This window comes from Nocardia xishanensis NBRC 101358, from assembly GCF_001613365.1.
Taxonomy (GTDB): Bacteria; Actinomycetota; Actinomycetes; order Mycobacteriales; family Mycobacteriaceae; genus Nocardia; species Nocardia xishanensis.
The window spans coordinates 66,703-82,850 of record NZ_BDCF01000018.1; the positions used below are offsets into that span (position 1 = coordinate 66,703).

Sequence of the window (16,148 nt, forward strand, 5' to 3'; positions counted from 1 at the left end):
CCGGTCAGCGCAATGCCCTGCGGCCGGTGACCAGGCTGACGAGGAACAGCAGAATTATCGCGCCGCCGAGGCAGGTGAAGAAGCTGAACCACAGCCCGCCGCCCTCGACGTCGACGCCGAACAGCTTCAGCAGGAATCCGCCGAGCAGACCGCCGATCACGCCGACGACGATGTTCAGCAGGATGCCCTGTTGGGCGTCCGTTTTCATGATCTTGCTGGCGATCCAACCGGCGAGACCGCCGATGATGATCCAGCCGATGATCCCGAGACCGAGCATGGTGACCTCGCATCAGTAGTTGGTTAGGCACGCCTAGTGCTCAGCGACGTGCTTCCGCAGACATACCCGGCGATTGTGAGAATAAGCACTTCCCGTGGCAACCCTCGGGTAATATGAGGGAGCCTCATGTCTACGCATTCGTAGCGAGTGGCGAACCGATGAGGAGTTCGAGGCTCCGCCGGATCCCCGGCAGCAGCGCCGCAGGTATTAGGAGATCCATCATGTCTGCTCGAATCGCCCAGACCACCGGGGCTGAGCACACCGCGATCCTCGGGCTCGGCGTCTATCGCCCGGCCCGTGTGGTCACCAACGACGAAGTAGCAGGACCGATCAACTCCAGCGACGAGTGGATCCAGACGAGGTCGGGCATCAAGACCCGGCGTTTCGCCTCCGAGGACGAGACGATCCAGAGCATGAGCGTGGCCGCCGCGCAGAACGCGCTGGCAGCGTCGGGCGTGGATTACGACGAGGTCGACTGTGTCATCGTCGCCACGTCGACGCATCTGCTGCTGACACCGGCCGCTGCCCCGCGCATCGCCACCGAGCTCGGCATGAACGGCGTTGCCGCGTTCGACGTCTCCGCGGGCTGCGCGGGGTTCTGTCACGCGCTGGCGATGGCGTCCGACCTCGTTCGGTGCGGCACGTCCAAGAACGTGCTGGTGATCGGCGTGGAGAAACTGACCAACACCATCAACATGAGCGACCGCTCCACCGCGTTCCTGTTCGCCGACGGCGCGGGCGCCGTCGTGGTCGGCCCAGCCGCGGAGCAGGGCATCGGCCCGACCGTGTGGGGCTCGGACGGCACCCAGCACCACGCGATCCGCCAGGACAAGGACTGGATGGAGTACTTCGCCGAGATCGACGAGAAGGGCCTCGACGCCGTCCGGCCGTACCTGACCATGGAGGGCACCGCCGTCTTCCGTTGGGCCGCGCACTCGTTGGAGAAGGTGTGCCGCGACGCGATCGACCGCGCCGGACTCACCACCGACGACATGCAGGCGATGATCCCGCACCAGGCCAACGGCCGGATCATCGAGATCATGGCGCGCGTGCTCAAGCTGCCGGAGAACTGCGCGCTCGCGCACGACATCGAGGAGACCGGCAACACCTCGGCCGCGTCCATCCCGCTGGCCATGGAAGCGCTGCTACGCAACGGCGAGTCGAAGCCGGGCGACACCGCGCTGCTCATCGCCTTCGGCGCGGGTCTGTCCTACGCGGCGCAGGTCGTCACCCTGCCGAACTGGAAGTAGTCGCTTCCGCGAGCCGCGCCCTCGCCCCACAAGGGGCGAGGGCGCAATCGCCTCAGGCGCTCGTCTCGGCCACGGCCTTGATCTTGGCGAGCGTCTCGTTCATGCCGCGGACCAGGTTGGCCTCGAAGGCCTGTTCACCGCCGAGCACGGCGTCGATGACCTTGCGAATCACCCAGGTGACACCGTTGGACACGTCGCGCCGCTCGATCAGCCGGGTGCCGTTCGCGGTCGGCTCCAGCGTGTAGCTCCACACCGTGTGGTTCTCGATCATCCGGAACGCGAAGGCCTGATTGGGCTCGAACCGCACGATGCGCGAGGTCGTCGGCCAGCGCTTCCAGCCGTCCTTGTTCCAGTTCACGGTCCAGGTACCGGCCTTCGGCGTGCCGAGCGGGACCATCCTGAGGGTCATCGGGCTGAACTCGGGCATGCGCTTCAGATCGGAGACGATCTGCCAGACGCGCTCCGGGGGAGCGGCGATGTCGACGGTCGCTTCGAGGTGGTTGGGCAACGCTGCCTCCGGTGATGCGCGGTCCGGACAATCCGGACACTTGTGTACGGCAAGTTACAGACATCCTAAACGGGCGCCCATGGAAGACAACTGTGTCACATTTTGGCTTTTTGGTTGGCTGCGCTCGTAATGGTCCGCGCACAATTGCGGATAGACGAAGCACAAGCCACAGCCACGAGCTTTTCCGTCCAGCGTGAGGTGATCGGCCGTGAAACTCAGCTCGCTTCTTCATCGTCGGCAGGCGGACCAGGTTCCGCTGCTTCCCTCCTCAGAACCCGATGACGAGCCCGCGGAGCGCGGTGCGCTGACGCGTCGGGCCGAGAAGGCGCTCGCCCAAGAAGAACGGCTGGAGCGATTGCTCACACCGAGCGAACTCGAGATGGTGCTCCAGCACCGCGTGTGAACCAGGTCGCGCATCGCGCGGCGATGCCCCTGCGGGGGCGAGGGGATGACTCGAGGGGCGGGAAACTCCGGCGACACTCCCGACGCCGAAGCGACATAATTTTGTGGTGACTGCACCCGCTGCTACGAAACCGGCAATCCTGAGCGTCGACGACGATCCGGGCGTCTCCCGGGCGGTCGTACGCGACCTGCGCCGCCGCTATGGCGCCGACTACCGGATTCTGCGCGCGGAATCCGGCCCGCAGGCCCTCGACGCCCTGCGCGAAATGAAACTGCGCGGCCAGCCGGTCGCCGTGCTGATCGCCGACTACCGGATGCCGGGCATGGACGGCATCGAATTCCTGGAGCAGGCCATGGACCTGCACCCGTACGCGCGTCGCGTGCTGCTGACCGCCTACGCCGACACCAACGCCGCGATCGACGCGATCAACGTGGTCGACCTGGACCACTACCTGCTCAAGCCGTGGGACCCGCCGGAGGAGAAGCTCTACCCGGTGCTCGACGGCCTGCTCGACGCGTGGCGCAGCAGTGAACACCGGCCGGTGACCGAGACCAAGGTGGTCGGCAACCGCTGGTCACCGCGTTCCTCCGAGGTGCGGGAGTTCTTGGCCCGCAACCAGTTGCCCTACCGGTGGTACCTGGCCTCCGAACCGGAGGGCGTCCGGCTGCTGGAGGCGGCGGGCGCCGACCCGAACCGATGTCCGGTGGTGATCACGGCCTCCGGCGACGCGCTGGTCCAGCCGTCCGACAGCGCACTGGCCGAGAGCGTCGGGCTGAACGTCACCCCCACCGGCGATTTCTACGACCTCATCGTGGTCGGCGGCGGCCCCGCCGGGCTCGGCGCCGCCGTGTACGGCGCGTCCGAGGGCCTGCGCACGGTGCTCGTCGAACGCACCGCGACCGGCGGCCAAGCCGGGCAGAGCTCCCGCATCGAGAACTATCTCGGCTTCCCCGACGGACTTTCGGGCGCGCAGCTGGCCGACCGGGCGCGGCGGCAGGCCGCCAAGTTCGGCGCCGAGGTGATCACCACCCGCGAGGTCGTCGGACTCGAGGTCAACGGTTCGGCGCGCACCGTGCGTTTCGCCGACGGCGGGACGCTGTGCGGCCACACCGTGATCATCGCGACCGGCGTGGACTATCGGCGTCATCCGGCGCCCGGCGTCGACGAATTCACCGGCCGCGGTGTGTATTACGGCTCGGCGATGACCGAGGCGTCCGAATGCGCCGATCACGAGGTCTACATCGTCGGCGGCGCAAACTCGGCCGGGCAGGCGGCGGTGTTCCTCTCCCGCAACGCCCGCACCGTGCACTTGGTGGTGCGCGCGGACTCGCTGGAGAAGTCCATGTCGCACTATCTGATCCAGCAGATCGCGCAGATCCCGAATATCAAGGTGCACACCAACACCGAGGTCACCGCCGCCGATGGCAGCGATCATCTGGAACGAATCGTGTTGCGCGACAACGCCACAGGCGCGGAAGAGAAGGCCGATGCGGAGCGACTGTTCCTGTTCATCGGCGCGGCGCCGCAGACCGACTGGCTCGACGGCGTCGTCAAGCGCGACGACGCCGGTTACGTGCTCGCCGGACCGGACCTGATGGTCGACGGCGCGCGTCCGGCGGGCTGGGAATTGCCGCGACCCCCACACCATTTGGAAACCAGCGTGCCCGGCGTGTTCGTCGCGGGCGACGTGCACGCCGAATCCGCCAAGCGGGTCGCCTCGGCGGTCGGCGAGGGCGCGATGGCGGTCATGCTCGTGCACCGGTATCTCGCGTGAAATCAGGAGGGCAGTAGTGACAATCGAAAACGCCGCGCGCCGTTCGCATCTGGTCTGCGATCCGGCCGAACTGCGCACCCTGTTCCTGTTCGAGAAACTCGACGACGACCAGCTGGCCTGGCTGTGCGCCGACGGGCGCATCGAGTACATCGAGCCCGGACTCGTCTTCCGCGAAGGCGATCCGGCCACTTGCTTCTACGTCCTGATGGACGGCGAAGTGCGGCTGACCAAGCTGTCCGGCGGCACCGAGATCGAGCTGAACCGCACCGATCACAAGGGCGCCTACGCGGGCGCGTGGAGCGCGTACCTGGGCGACAAGGCCGACTCGAACTACACCGGTTCGATGTACGTCACCCGCAAGTCCCGGTTCTACGTGCTGGACGCGGGGACCTTCGCGCGCATGATGCACGAGTGGTTCCCGATGGCGGTGCACCTGCTGGAGGGCGCGTTCTTCGGCAACCGCAACACCACTCAGCGCGTGGCGGAGCGGGAGCGGCTGCTCGCGTTGGGTTCGCTGTCGGCGGGTCTGACCCACGAGCTGAACAACCCGGCCGCCGCGGCGGTGCGCGCCACCTCGGGCCTGCGCGAGCGGGTCGCGGGGATGCGGCACAAGCTGGCCATGATGGCCGACGGGAAGTTCCAGCCGGAAGTCCTAGTCACCCTGGTTCGGCTGCAAGAGGAGGCGGCGGCCCAGGTCGCAAAGGCGCCCGAGCTGACCCCGATGGAGGCCGCCGACCGGGAGGACATGCTCGGCGAGTGGCTCGAGGAGCACGAGATCGGCGACGGCTGGGCGCTGGCGCCCAACTTCGTGCAGGCCGGCTTCGACGTGGACTGGCTGGAAGGGGTGTGGGGCACCCTGGAGTGCTGCCCGAACAAGGTGTTCGAGGGCGCGATCCGCTGGCTGAACTACACCATCGAGACCGAGTTGCTGATGAACGAGATCGCGGATTCGACCGCGCGGATCTCCACGCTGGTCGGCGCCGCCAAGCAGTACTCGCAGATGGACCGGGCGCCGTTCCAGGTGGTCGACATCCACGAGCTGCTCGACAGCACCCTGGTGATGTTGAACAGGAAGCTCGGCGACGGCGTGCACGTGGTCAAGGAGTACGACCGCAGCCTGCCGCCGGTGCCCTGCTACGCCGCCGAGCTCAACCAGGTGTGGACGAACCTGATCGACAACGCGGTGTACGCGATGCGCGGCGAAGGCACCCTCACCGTGCGGACGTGTAAGGAGAACGATTGCGCCGTCGTCGAGATCGGCGACACCGGCCCCGGCATCCCCGCCGACGTGCGCCGCCGCGTCTTCGAACCGTTCTTCACCACGAAACCGGTCGGCGACGGCACCGGACTCGGCCTCGACATCTCGTTCCGCATCGTCGTCAACAAGCACAACGGCGACATCCGTGTCGAATCCGAACCAGGCGACACCCGCTTCATCGTCCGCATCCCGTTGCACCGCCCGGAGCAGAATGAAGCCGGGGGACTGGAAACCCAGTAGAACAAAAGATCTGAACGCAACATCCGCACTCTGCCAACCACCCAGGGGCGAGTCTTACGAGCCCGTTCGCGGCCCGTCTCGCGTCCGAGCGTTCGCGACGCATGCGCCGCAGGCGCGAGACGTGAACGCTCGGACGCGAGACACCAGGGGGCCGCGAACACGCGCGCGCCAGCGCGCCGAAAACACAGGAGGCACGCGAATGACGGAAGCCATCGAAGGCATCAACCCGGCCGTTCCGCCCAGCGGTACCGGTTGCCTCGAATGCGAAACCGCGCAGGGCTGGTGGGTCCACCTCCGCCGCTGCGCCGAGTGCGGCCATATCGGCTGCTGCGACACCTCTCCCGCCCAGCACGCCTCCAAGCACGCGAAGGACACCGGCCACCCGTTCATCCAGAGCTTCGAGCCCGGCGAGGACTGGTTCTGGGATTTCCGCAGCGAGGAGATGTACGGCGGCGGCCCCGAACTCGCGCCTCCGCACAGTCATCCGGCCGATCAAGGCGTGCCTGGCCCGCGCGGACGGGTGCCCGCCGACTGGCAGGCCCACATCCACTGAGCAGTTCCGCATGCGACGCGGTCGCCGGTCTCGAACGCTCGAACGCGAGACACCGGGGGCCGCGAGCACGCGAGCACCGGCGTGTCCAATTACACTCCCCCACGCGCCGGAGGCTCCGGCGCCGTGTAGTACCCGGGAAGCACCAAATGAAGCGAATTTCCGTCATCGTCCTGGCAGTGGGCGCGGTGGCACTGGCGGCGACCGGCTGCGGCGGGTCGGACGAGTCCAGCGACGCGAGCGGCCTGCGCAAGGGCACTCCGGGCACGAGCGCGAGTGCGACGCACGCGCCGACCACGACCAAGGCTTCGGCGCCGCCGACGTCCGGCAGCGCGGCGACCACCACGCAGGCGGACACGTCCGGCCTCGGCCCGGCCTCGCGCACCACGTGCGGTGAGTTCAAGGGGCTCGACAGCGACGCCGAGAAGCGGGTCATCGAGGAGATCCTCGCCGAGAATCCGGACAGCGAGTTCGCGGGCAGCCCGAATGTCGCGCTCGGCACCGCCAAGCTGGTGTGCTTGTCACCGGGCAACGTCGACAAGCCGGTGGCCGTGGCCGCCCGCATCATCGCACCCGCGTGAACTAGGTCTGTTTCAGTCCTCGCGTCGGCGACTTCACCTGCGGTCTCTGCCCACCCGCGCGCTGACGCGGGCAGAATGGCACGGTGGCTGATCTGGCGCTCACCGCTCGACTGAATCCGTCCGCCGCCGACGCGCGACGCGGGGTGGTGCGCCTGCATCCAGAGGCGCTGACGGCACTCGGCCTGCGTGAATGGGACGGGGTCGCGCTGGCTGGTTCGCGCCGTACCGCGGCGGTGGTCGGCATCGCGCCCGCGGGCACACCGGCGGGCGTCGCGCTGCTGGACGACGTGACGCTGTCGAACGCGGGCCTGCGCGAGAACGCGACGGTGGTGGTCTCCCCGGCAACCGTATTCGGCGCCAAGCAGATCTCGGTGACCGGTTCGGTGCACGCCACCCGCAGCATCCCGGCCGCCACACTGCGTCAGGCGCTGCTCGGCAAGGTCGTCACGGTGGGCGACGCGGTGTCGCTGCTGCCGCGCGATCTGGGGCCGGACATTCCGTCGTCGGCGGCCAGCCAGGCGCTGTCGCGCACCTTCGGCATCGCGTGGACCACCGAACTGCTGACCGTGACGGCCACCGATCCGGTGCGCGGACCGGTGAGCGTGCAACCCAACACGGCCGTCGTCTGGGGCCCTGGCGTGGTCGCGGCGCTGGACGCCGCCGACCGCGCGGCGGCGGGTCACCCGGTGCCGGGAGCGACCGAGGCGGCCGCGGACACCGACGTCGCGACCCTGGTGCGCGGTGTGCCGCCGCGGGTGCCCGTGGAGGAACTCGTCGGCGTGCAGGCGCAGGCGGCGAAGCTGACCGAATGGCTCAGCCTCGCGCTCGACGAACCCGAGCTGCTCAGAACCCTCGGCGCCACACCGCATCTCGGGGTGCTGATCACCGGGCCGGCCGGTGTCGGCAAGGCAACGCTGGCCCGGTCGGTGACCGCGCCGCGCCGCCTCGTCGAGTTGGACGGGCCAACGGTCGGCGCCACGGAAGGCGGAGCCAGACTGCGCGAAGTGGCGGCCGCGGTGGCCGACGTGGGTTCCGGGCGGGGCGGCATCCTGCTCATCACCGATATCGACGCGCTGCTGCCCGCCGACCCCGAGCCGGTCGCGACGCTGATTCTGGACCAGTTGCGCGCGGCGATGGCCGAGACCGCAGTGGCTTTCATCGCGACGACAGCGCATCCGGCCGGTATCGACGCTCGGCTGCGCGCGCCGGATCTGTGCGACCGGGAGCTCGCACTTCCACTGCCCACCGCGGCGGTGCGAAGGGCGCTGCTGGAGCACAGGCTGCGCAAGGTGCCGACCGGCGATGTGAAACTCGACGAGATCGCCGCGCGCACACCGGGTTTCGTGGTGTCCGATCTCGCGGCGCTGTGCCGGGAGGCGGCACTGCGCGCGGCATCGCGGGTGAGCAAGGAGCAGGCCGACGCGCGCCTGACCCAGGAGGACCTGGAAGGCGCGCTGAAGGTGATCCGTCCGCTGTCCCGTTCCGGCATGGAGGAATTGGCCATCGGCAGTCTCGGCCTGAACGACGTGGGCGACATGATCGAGACCAAGCAGGCGCTCACCGAGGCGGTGCTCTGGCCGCTGCGCCATCCTGACTCCTTCGCCAGGCTCGGCATCGAACCGCCACGCGGCGTACTGCTCTACGGCCCGCCCGGCTGCGGCAAGACGTTCCTGGTGCGCGCCTTGGCCGGGTCGGGCCAGCTCAGCGTGCACGCGGTCAAGGGCGCGGAGCTGCTGGACAAGTGGGTCGGCGCGTCCGAACGCGCGGTCCGCGAGTTGTTCCAGCGGGCAAGGGATTCCGCGCCGTCGCTGATCTTCCTCGACGAGGTGGACGCGCTCGCGCCGCGACGCGGGCAGAGCACCGATTCCGGCGTCGGCGACCGGGTGGTCGCGGCGCTGCTCACCGAGCTCGACGGGGTGGAGCCGCTGCGCGACGTGGTGGTGCTCGGCGCCACGAACCGGCCCGAGCTGATCGATCCCGCGCTGCTGCGGCCCGGACGGCTGGAGCGGCTGGTGTTCGTCCCGCCGCCGGACAGTGCGGCGCGGCTGGAGATCCTGCGGACCGCGGGCCGCTCGGTGCCGCTGGCCGACGACGTCGACCTCACCGCGCTGGCCGCCGACCTGGACGGCTACTCGGCCGCCGACTGCGCCGCGCTGCTGCGTGAGGCCGCGTTGGCGGCGATGCGCCGCGACGTGGACGCCGCCGACGTCACCGCGGCGGATCTCGCCGCCGCCCGCGCCGCTGTGCGCCCTTCGCTGGACCGGGATCAGGTCGAAGCCCTGCGCCGGTACACGGAAAACCGCAGCTGACCGATATTCGACATGCGGCCGACCAGCAATCACCGATTCGGCGCCGCGGCGCGGGTATGTTGCCCACGTGCGGCGATGGATCGGCGACGGAGTCGACGTGGTCACGGCCTTCATCGGGGCCGCGGTCGCGGGGATCGCGCTGTTCCTGCCGATCACCTTCAGCTGGACCGCGCAGAGCACCCCCTACCGGATCGCCAGCCTGATCAACAGCGTGCCGCGCGGCGCGGCGATCGGCATGGTCGTCGCGGTCACCGTCGCGGTGCTGATCGCCACCTTCGCCAAACCGCTGGCCGGCTGGATCGTGGCGTTCGGCGCGGCGTTCGGTCTCTTGGTCAACCACTTCGCCGGACGCAACGTCTCCTCGACCGACCTGCTCACCACGCAGAACTACATCGACTCGGTGTGCGGCGGAATCCTGTTGGGCGCGTTGGGTATCGCCGCGCTGCGCAAGCCCGCCCCTGCGATCGGCTACGTGCTCGGCACGGCGACCTTCTTCGTCTTCGGTGACCTCGCCGACTGGCTCGACCTGCCCGCTCAGGACCCGTTGACGGTGCTGGAGACACCGCCGCGCTGGATGATCGGCATCTCGGTGGCGCTGCTGTTCGTCGCCATCGCCCGCCATCGCCCCAGGATCGGGCGGCAGCCCGAGTCGACGGTACCCATCGATCTGCCCATCACGCCGATCCTCGCGGCGACCGTGCTCGGCCTGATCGTCCTCGCGGCGACCGAATGGCTGGCGGGCCAGTACAACAACGTCTCCGCACCGACCGACAACCGGCTGGAGATCGCGATCGCCGTCGCGGCCACCATCATCGCCGCGCTGATCGCGGCCATGCTGCTGCCCGGCCGCGACGGCATCGGCGTGCTGCTCGCGGTAAGCCTGGTGGCGACCGCCGACGCGCTCGGCTACGCGCCGCGGCCCTGGTGGAGCGTCATCGCGGTGCTCGCGCTGACCGGGCTCGGCCTGTTCGCCGGGCTCCGCGCGCCGTCACCGTTCCTGGCGCTGCTGGCGCTGATGTGCGTTGCCGTGTTCGCGTTTCTCGACGCGCACGGCGACGACGCCGTGTACTACTCCGTCGCGACGGCGCTGCTCGCGTTGACCGCCGGGTACAGCTGCGGCGCCGCCCGGCCGCGCTACGGCCCGAGCGCCGTGCTCGCCCTCGCCGCCCTCTATCTGCCGAGCATCAACACCGCGCTACCGGTGGAGGGCGAGACCTGGCCGCCGCGGGACAATATGGCCGACGCCACGACACCGGGACGGGTGGCGCTCACGATCGTGATCGGCTGTGCGATCGCCCTGTTCCTGGTGTACCGGTTGCGTCCGCGGATTTACCGCAAACCCGCACCTCCCGAGCCGCGGAACGAGGTAGCGGACATATAGCCGAAGCGCTTCGACATGGCTGACGCCATAGTGAGCGGTCCCGCGAAAAACGCTGGCTCCACGTAGGCTGGAACCGCACCACCGCCCGCTACGACATGACGGAGTGCAGTTTGCTCGTAATCCTGCTCGCGCATGCGCTTGCCGCACTGGCCGCGCCGCTGTGCGTACGGGTATTGGGCCGCAACGCTTTCGCGGTGCTCGCGCTGGCGCCGCTGGCCGGGTTCGGCTGGGTGATCGCGAATTGGGATAGCACGCAGCAGGTTCGGCTGAGCTGGGCGCCGGGCATCGCGATGAACATCGATCTGCGCTTCGATTCGCTCGCGGCCGTCATGGCGGCGCTTGTACTCGGCGTCGGCACGCTGATCCTGCTCTACTGCACCCGCTATTTCGAGGACGACGAACCGAGGCTCGGCGTGTTCGCCGCCCAGTTCGTCGGCTTCGCCGGAGCCATGTTCGGGCTGGTCACCAGCGACAACATGTTGCTGCTCTACGTCTTCTGGGAGACGACGACGGTGCTGTCGTTCCTCCTGGTCGGCCACGACGCCGAGCGCGCGATCAGCAGACGCGCCGCCTTGCAGGCACTGCTGGTCACCGGGGCGGGCGGGCTGGCCATGCTGGTCGGCATCGTCATCCTGGGGCAGACCTCGGGCAGCTATCTGCTGTCCGACCTACTGGCGATGGAGAGCCCGCCGGAGGGCGTCGCGGTATCGGTAGCCGTAGCCTTGCTGCTCGTCGGCGCGCTCAGCAAGTCCGCGATCGTTCCGCTGCACTTCTGGCTTCCCGGCGCGATGGCCGCGCCGACCCCGGTCAGCGCATACCTGCACGCCGCCGCCATGGTGAAGGCGGGCGTGTACCTGGTGGCCCGACTCGCACCGGTCTTCGCGAACAGCCCGCCGTGGCAACCGATGGTGCTCGTCCTCGGCGCAGTGACCATGCTGCTCGCGGGCATTCGCGCGCTGCGGGTGACCGATCTGAAGCTGCTGCTCGCCTTCGGCACCGTGAGCCAGCTGGGTTTCCTGATCGTGCTGGTCGGGCTCGGCACACCGGACGCCGCGCTGGCCGGGACGACGCTGATCGTGGCGCACGCGCTGTTCAAAGCGTGCCTGTTCATGGTGGTCGGAATCGTGGATCACGGTGCGGGGACCAGGGATCTGCGCGAGCTGTCCGGGCTCGGGCGACGCGCTCCCGTGCTGTGCGGCGTTGCCGTGCTCGCGGCGCTGAGCATGGCGGGCATTCCGTTGCTGCTCGGGTTCGTCGGCAAGGAGAGCGCGCTCGGCGCGATCCTGGACGCGGACACTGTTCCCGCACCTACGCGCACGGCACTCTGCGCGGCGATCGTGCTCGGTTCCATGCTGACGGTCGGTTACAGCGCCCGCTTCGTCTGGGGCGCGTTCGGCGACAGGCCGCTCGACGAGGAGCCGTCGTGGCACGCGCCAGGGTGGCTGTTCCTCGCGCCGCCGGCCGCCCTCGCCGTCGCGAGTCTCGCGGCGGGCATCGGCGCGCAATGGCTGGACGAACTGCTCCGCGGATACGCGGAAACGCTTCCGGGAGAACTCGTTTCGCATCTCGCACTGTGGCACGGGTTGACGCTGCCGCTGGCTCTGTCGGTCCTGATCGTCGTCGCGGGTTCCGCGCTCTTCCTGGTGCGCAACCGATTCGGCGAGACCGCGCATCCGCGTCTCGGCAACGCCGACCGCGCCTACGACGCCACGCTGCGCGCGATGGACCGGCTCTCGCTGCGGATGACCGGATCGGTGCAGCGCGGCTCGCTGCCGCTGACCCAGGCCACCATCCTCGGCACCGTGATCATCCTGCCCTCCGCCCTGCTCGCGCTCGGCACCAGGACGGGAGTCGAACTGCGCCTGTGGGATTCGCCGCTGCAATTGGCCATCGCGGGAATCATGGCGGCCATGGCGTTCGCGGCCACCGTGCTGCGCAACCGGCTCGCCAGCGTGCTGGTGGTCGGCGTCACCGGCTACGGCTGCGGCGTCGTCTTCGCGCTGCACGGCGCGCCCGATCTCGCCCTCACCCAGTTCCTCGTGGAGACCCTGACGCTGGTCGTCTTCGTGCTGGTGCTGCGCGCCTTCCCCGCCGAGATCGAGGCGAGCAGGACCGCCGCGTTCAAGGCCCGCCGCGCCGTGCTGGCCGCGGCGGTGGGCGCGACCGTGACGGTGCTCGCCGCCTTCGCCACCGCGGCACGCGGCGCGGAACCGATCTGGCGGAGCATCCCGGAGGCCGCCTACCGGATCGGCGGCGGCAAGAACGCGGTCAACGTGCTGCTGGTCGACATCAGGGCGTGGGACACCCTCGGCGAGGTCTCGGTGCTCATCGTCGCCGCCACCGGCGTGGCTTCGATGGTGTTCCGCACCAGGCGTTTCGGCGCCGCACCACGCGCCGCCGACGCACCGAACTACAACCCGGATCTGGTCAGCTGGCTGCCCGCGGGACGGTTGGTCGATCGCCGGGAGCGCTCGATGGTTCTGCAGATCACCACCCGCCTGCTCTTTCCGACGATCATGGTGCTCTCGATCTACTTCTTCTTCGCCGGCCACAACGCCCCCGGCGGCGGTTTCGCCGGCGGGCTCACCGCGGGCCTCGCGCTGACCCTGCGCTACCTCGCGGGCGGCCGCTACGAACTCGGCGAGGCGCTGCCGCTGGAGGCGGGCCACGTGCTCGGCGCCGGGCTCACGCTGGCGGCCGGCACCGCGGCCACCTCGCTGCTGCTCGGCGCGCCGCCGTTGTCCTCGGCGATCGTCGAGGTGACGCTGCCGCTGTTCGGACACGTCAAGCTGGTCACGTCGCTGTTCTTCGACCTCGGCGTCTACCTGATCGTGGTCGGCCTCGTCCTCGACGTGTTGCGCAGCCTCGGCGCCCGCCTGGACAGCGAACTCGGCGACACCACTGACGAACCCGCTCGGCCCCAGCGAGGCGGCGCATGAGTGAACGCAGTGAGCCGAACTATGTGCCAGCGCGCCGCGCGCATGGCGGCCCAATGAGCGAACGCGGTGAGCGAATCATGTGCCGACGCGCCGCGCGGATGCCGGAGCCGAGCGTCAGCGAGGTGCGGGCATGACCGCGAATCTGACCCTGCTCGTCCTGATCGGCGTCCTGACCGCGTGCGGGGTGTACCTGATCCTGGAGCGCGCCGTCTCCAAGATGCTGCTCGGCATGATCCTGTTCGGCAACGCGGCGAACCTGCTGATAATCACCGTCGGCGGCCCGGACGGCGAACCGCCGATCGGCGGCGGGGAGCCCGAGGGGATGGCGGACCCGCTGGCCCAGGCGATGGTGCTCACCGCGATCGTCATCACGATGGGCCTCGCGGCGTTCGTGCTGTCCCTCGCCTACCGGTCCTACATGCTCACCACCACCGAGGACGTGCAGAACGATCCCGGCGACGCGGAGGTGGCGGCCCAGCGCGACCGAGAGGATCCGGAAGATTGACCCTCTCCCCGCACTTGTTGCCCGCGCTGGCGCCGCTGCCGGTGCTCGTCCCGCTGCTCGGCGCGGCGGCCACGCTGGTGTTCGGACGCAGGCCGCGCATTCAGCGCACCTTCACCTTGGTGGCGCTCACCGCGGTCGTGGTCATCACCGGCCTGCTGCTGTATCTGGCCGATCGGGACGGCACCACCGCCGTTCAGGTCGGCGGATGGGAAACCCCCATCGGCATCACGCTGGTGGTTGACCGGCTGTCCTCCGCCATGCTGCTCGTCTCGGCCATCGTGCTGCTCGCCGTCTCGGTCTACGGCGCGGGCCAGAACATCCGCGACGGTGACCAGCGCCAGCCGACGTCCATCTACCGCCCCACGTATCTCGTTCTGACAGCGGGTGTTTCGGCGGCGTTCTTGGCCGGTGACCTGTTCAATCTGTTCGTCGGCTTCGAGATGCTGCTCGCCGCGTCGTTCGTCTTGCTGACCGTTGGCGCGACCACCGAACGCATCCGCGCCGGCGTGGGATACGTGATGGTGTCGATGCTCTCGTCGCTGATCTTCCTGACCGGCATCGGCCTGGTCTACGCGACCACGGGGACGCTGAACCTGGCGCAGCTCGCGGTGCGCCTCGGCGCCGCTCCGGACGGCGTGCGCATGTCGATCTACGCGGTGCTGCTGGTGGCCTTCGGCATCAAGGCGGCGGTGTTCCCGCTCTCGAACTGGCTGCCCGACTCCTACCCTTCCGCACCCTCGCCGGTAACCGCCGTCTTCGCCGGCTTGCTGACGAAAGTCGGTGTCTACTCGATCATCCGGACGCACACGCTGTTGTTCCCCGACGGCGGTTTCGACACCGTCCTGCTGATCTGCGGCCTGCTCACCATGGTGATCGGCATCCTCGGCGCGATCGCGCAGCACGATATCCGACGGCTGCTCTCGTTCACGCTGGTCAGCCACATCGGATACATGGTCTTCGGTGTCGGGCTCGCCACCACGGCGGGGCTGGCCGGCGCAGTTTTCTATGTGGCGCATCACATTCTGGTGCAGACCACGCTGTTCCTGGTGGTCGGCCTGATCGAGCGGCAGGCCGGATCCACCTCGCTGCGCAGGCTCGGCGGGCTGGCCGCGGCGAGTCCGGTGCTCGGCGTGCTGTTCCTGGTGCCCGCGCTGAATCTCGGTGGCATACCCCCTTTTTCGGGCTTCATCGGGAAGGTCGCGCTGCTCCAGGCCGGTGCGTCGGACGGACGCGTGCTGGCCTGGGTGTTGGTCGGCGGCGCCGTACTGACCAGCCTGCTGACGCTCTACGCGATCGCGCGGGTCTGGGTCAAAGTGTTCTGGCGGCCGCGCACCGAAGCGCCGGAAGGGCACCTGGCAGCGGCGAATCCGCCCACCCTGATCGAGGATTCGACCGACGTGCTCTACGACGAGCGCACCGATCCCGGCCGCATCCCACCGCTCATGTTGCTGCCGACCATGGCGCTGGCCGCGGTCGGCCTCTGCCTCACCGTGCTGGCGGGCCCGATCCTCGGCATCGCCGATCGCGCCGCCGCCGACCTGCACGATCCCGCGGTGTACGTCGGCGCGGTACTCGGCGTACCGGAGGCGTACCGGTGAGCACGGGCGACGGGATTCGTGAACCGTCCGACGAGACCGGCAAGCGCCGGATCGGCAGGGACAGCGTGGTCCGCGTCGGGGTGCTGTTCTGGCTCGCCGCGGTCTACATGGCGCTGTGGGGCGATCTCAGCGTCGGGAACCTGGTGGGCGGGCTGGTGGTGGCCGCTCTGATCATGGTCGCGCTGCCGCTGCCCCGGATTCCGGTGAGCGGGCGGCTCAATCTGCTCGCCATGGCCGAGGCCACCGTGGTGAGCGCCTATTACGCGCTCGAATCCAGCCTCCAGATCGCCTGGTTCGCGATCCGCCCGGCACCGCCGCCGGTCTCCGGCGTGCTGCGGGTCGCCCTCAGCACGAGGTCGGACCTGGTGCTCGTACTCACCACCGACCTGCTGAACCTGATCCCCGGCACCATGGTGCTGGAGATCGACCGGAATCGCTGCCTGGTCTACGTGCACGTGCTCGACGTCGGCAGCGACGCCGCCGTGGCGCGGTTCTACCACCAGACCCGCCGCCTGGAGCGGCTGCTGATCTCCGCTTTCGAGCGGCCCTTCCCGAAATCCGACCGGAGGTGAACG

At 69.2% G+C, this 16,148-nt stretch carries 14 protein-coding genes; 12 read left to right on the forward strand and 2 right to left on the reverse strand.

What is annotated here, in order from left to right; all coding sequences use genetic code 11:
- Positions 1-4: 4 nt before the first annotated feature.
- On the reverse strand, positions 5-277 hold the full coding sequence (locus tag NX1_RS17045; RefSeq protein ID WP_068059803.1) for a GlsB/YeaQ/YmgE family stress response membrane protein: 273 nt from the start codon (positions 275-277) through the stop codon (positions 5-7).
- Positions 278-498: 221 nt separating this feature from the next.
- Here NX1_RS17045 and NX1_RS17050 point away from each other — a divergent pair, with 221 nt between their 5' ends.
- Positions 499-1,527: a beta-ketoacyl-ACP synthase III gene (locus NX1_RS17050; RefSeq protein ID WP_068059806.1), complete on the forward strand. Its 1,029-nt coding sequence runs from the start codon at positions 499-501 to the stop codon at positions 1,525-1,527.
- A gap of 52 nt (positions 1,528-1,579) precedes the next feature.
- On the opposite strand, the gene NX1_RS17055 is transcribed toward NX1_RS17050, so the two are convergent.
- On the reverse strand, positions 1,580-2,035 hold the full coding sequence (locus tag NX1_RS17055; RefSeq protein ID WP_068059809.1) for an SRPBCC family protein: 456 nt from the start codon (positions 2,033-2,035) through the stop codon (positions 1,580-1,582).
- A 208-nt stretch (positions 2,036-2,243) separates the two neighbouring features.
- Between NX1_RS17055 and NX1_RS17060 the strand changes: the two genes are divergently transcribed.
- The 11 genes from NX1_RS17060 to NX1_RS17110 all read left to right on the forward strand — a co-directional run bounded on the left by NX1_RS17060 (position 2,244) and on the right by NX1_RS17110 (position 16,145).
- The gene (locus NX1_RS17060; protein WP_068059812.1) at positions 2,244-2,438 is read left to right on the forward strand and encodes a hypothetical protein; all 195 of its coding nucleotides are present in this window, start codon (positions 2,244-2,246) and stop codon (positions 2,436-2,438) included.
- Between the two features lie 106 nt (positions 2,439-2,544).
- Positions 2,545-4,212 (forward strand): NAD(P)/FAD-dependent oxidoreductase, encoded by a 1,668-nt coding sequence (locus NX1_RS17065; protein ID WP_068060016.1) that lies wholly within the window; start codon positions 2,545-2,547, stop codon positions 4,210-4,212.
- 16 nt (positions 4,213-4,228) lie between these two features.
- Positions 4,229-5,710 carry an ATP-binding protein gene (locus NX1_RS17070; RefSeq protein ID WP_245668539.1) on the forward strand — a complete coding sequence of 494 codons (1,482 nt, stop codon included), beginning with the start codon at positions 4,229-4,231 and terminating at the stop codon, positions 5,708-5,710.
- Between the two features lie 199 nt (positions 5,711-5,909).
- A complete protein-coding gene (locus NX1_RS17075; RefSeq protein WP_068059815.1) occupies positions 5,910-6,263 on the forward strand; it encodes a UBP-type zinc finger domain-containing protein in 354 nt (117 codons plus the stop codon).
- A 146-nt stretch (positions 6,264-6,409) separates the two neighbouring features.
- Entirely contained in the window at positions 6,410-6,841 is a 432-nt protein-coding gene (locus NX1_RS17080; protein ID WP_068059818.1) for a hypothetical protein, read from the forward strand.
- An 83-nt stretch (positions 6,842-6,924) separates the two neighbouring features.
- The gene (locus NX1_RS17085) at positions 6,925-9,150 is read left to right on the forward strand and encodes an AAA family ATPase (RefSeq protein ID WP_068059821.1); all 2,226 of its coding nucleotides are present in this window, start codon (positions 6,925-6,927) and stop codon (positions 9,148-9,150) included.
- 67 nt (positions 9,151-9,217) lie between these two features.
- Positions 9,218-10,531 (forward strand): hypothetical protein, encoded by a 1,314-nt coding sequence (locus NX1_RS17090; RefSeq protein WP_068059824.1) that lies wholly within the window; start codon positions 9,218-9,220, stop codon positions 10,529-10,531.
- A gap of 110 nt (positions 10,532-10,641) precedes the next feature.
- Positions 10,642-13,470 (forward strand): Na+/H+ antiporter subunit A, encoded by a 2,829-nt coding sequence (locus NX1_RS17095; RefSeq protein ID WP_068060022.1) that lies wholly within the window; start codon positions 10,642-10,644, stop codon positions 13,468-13,470.
- A gap of 130 nt (positions 13,471-13,600) precedes the next feature.
- Positions 13,601-13,975, forward strand: coding sequence for a Na(+)/H(+) antiporter subunit C (locus tag NX1_RS17100; protein WP_068059827.1), 375 nt, complete (start codon positions 13,601-13,603; stop codon positions 13,973-13,975).
- Positions 13,972-15,573: a Na+/H+ antiporter subunit D gene (locus tag NX1_RS17105; RefSeq protein ID WP_068059830.1), complete on the forward strand. Its 1,602-nt coding sequence runs from the start codon at positions 13,972-13,974 to the stop codon at positions 15,571-15,573. The genes NX1_RS17100 and NX1_RS17105 overlap by 4 nt, the downstream gene beginning before the upstream one ends.
- Positions 15,570-16,145 carry a Na+/H+ antiporter subunit E gene (locus NX1_RS17110; protein ID WP_307650921.1) on the forward strand — a complete coding sequence of 192 codons (576 nt, stop codon included), beginning with the start codon at positions 15,570-15,572 and terminating at the stop codon, positions 16,143-16,145. Before NX1_RS17105 ends, NX1_RS17110 begins: the two co-directional genes overlap by 4 nt.
- Positions 16,146-16,148 lie beyond the last annotated feature (3 nt).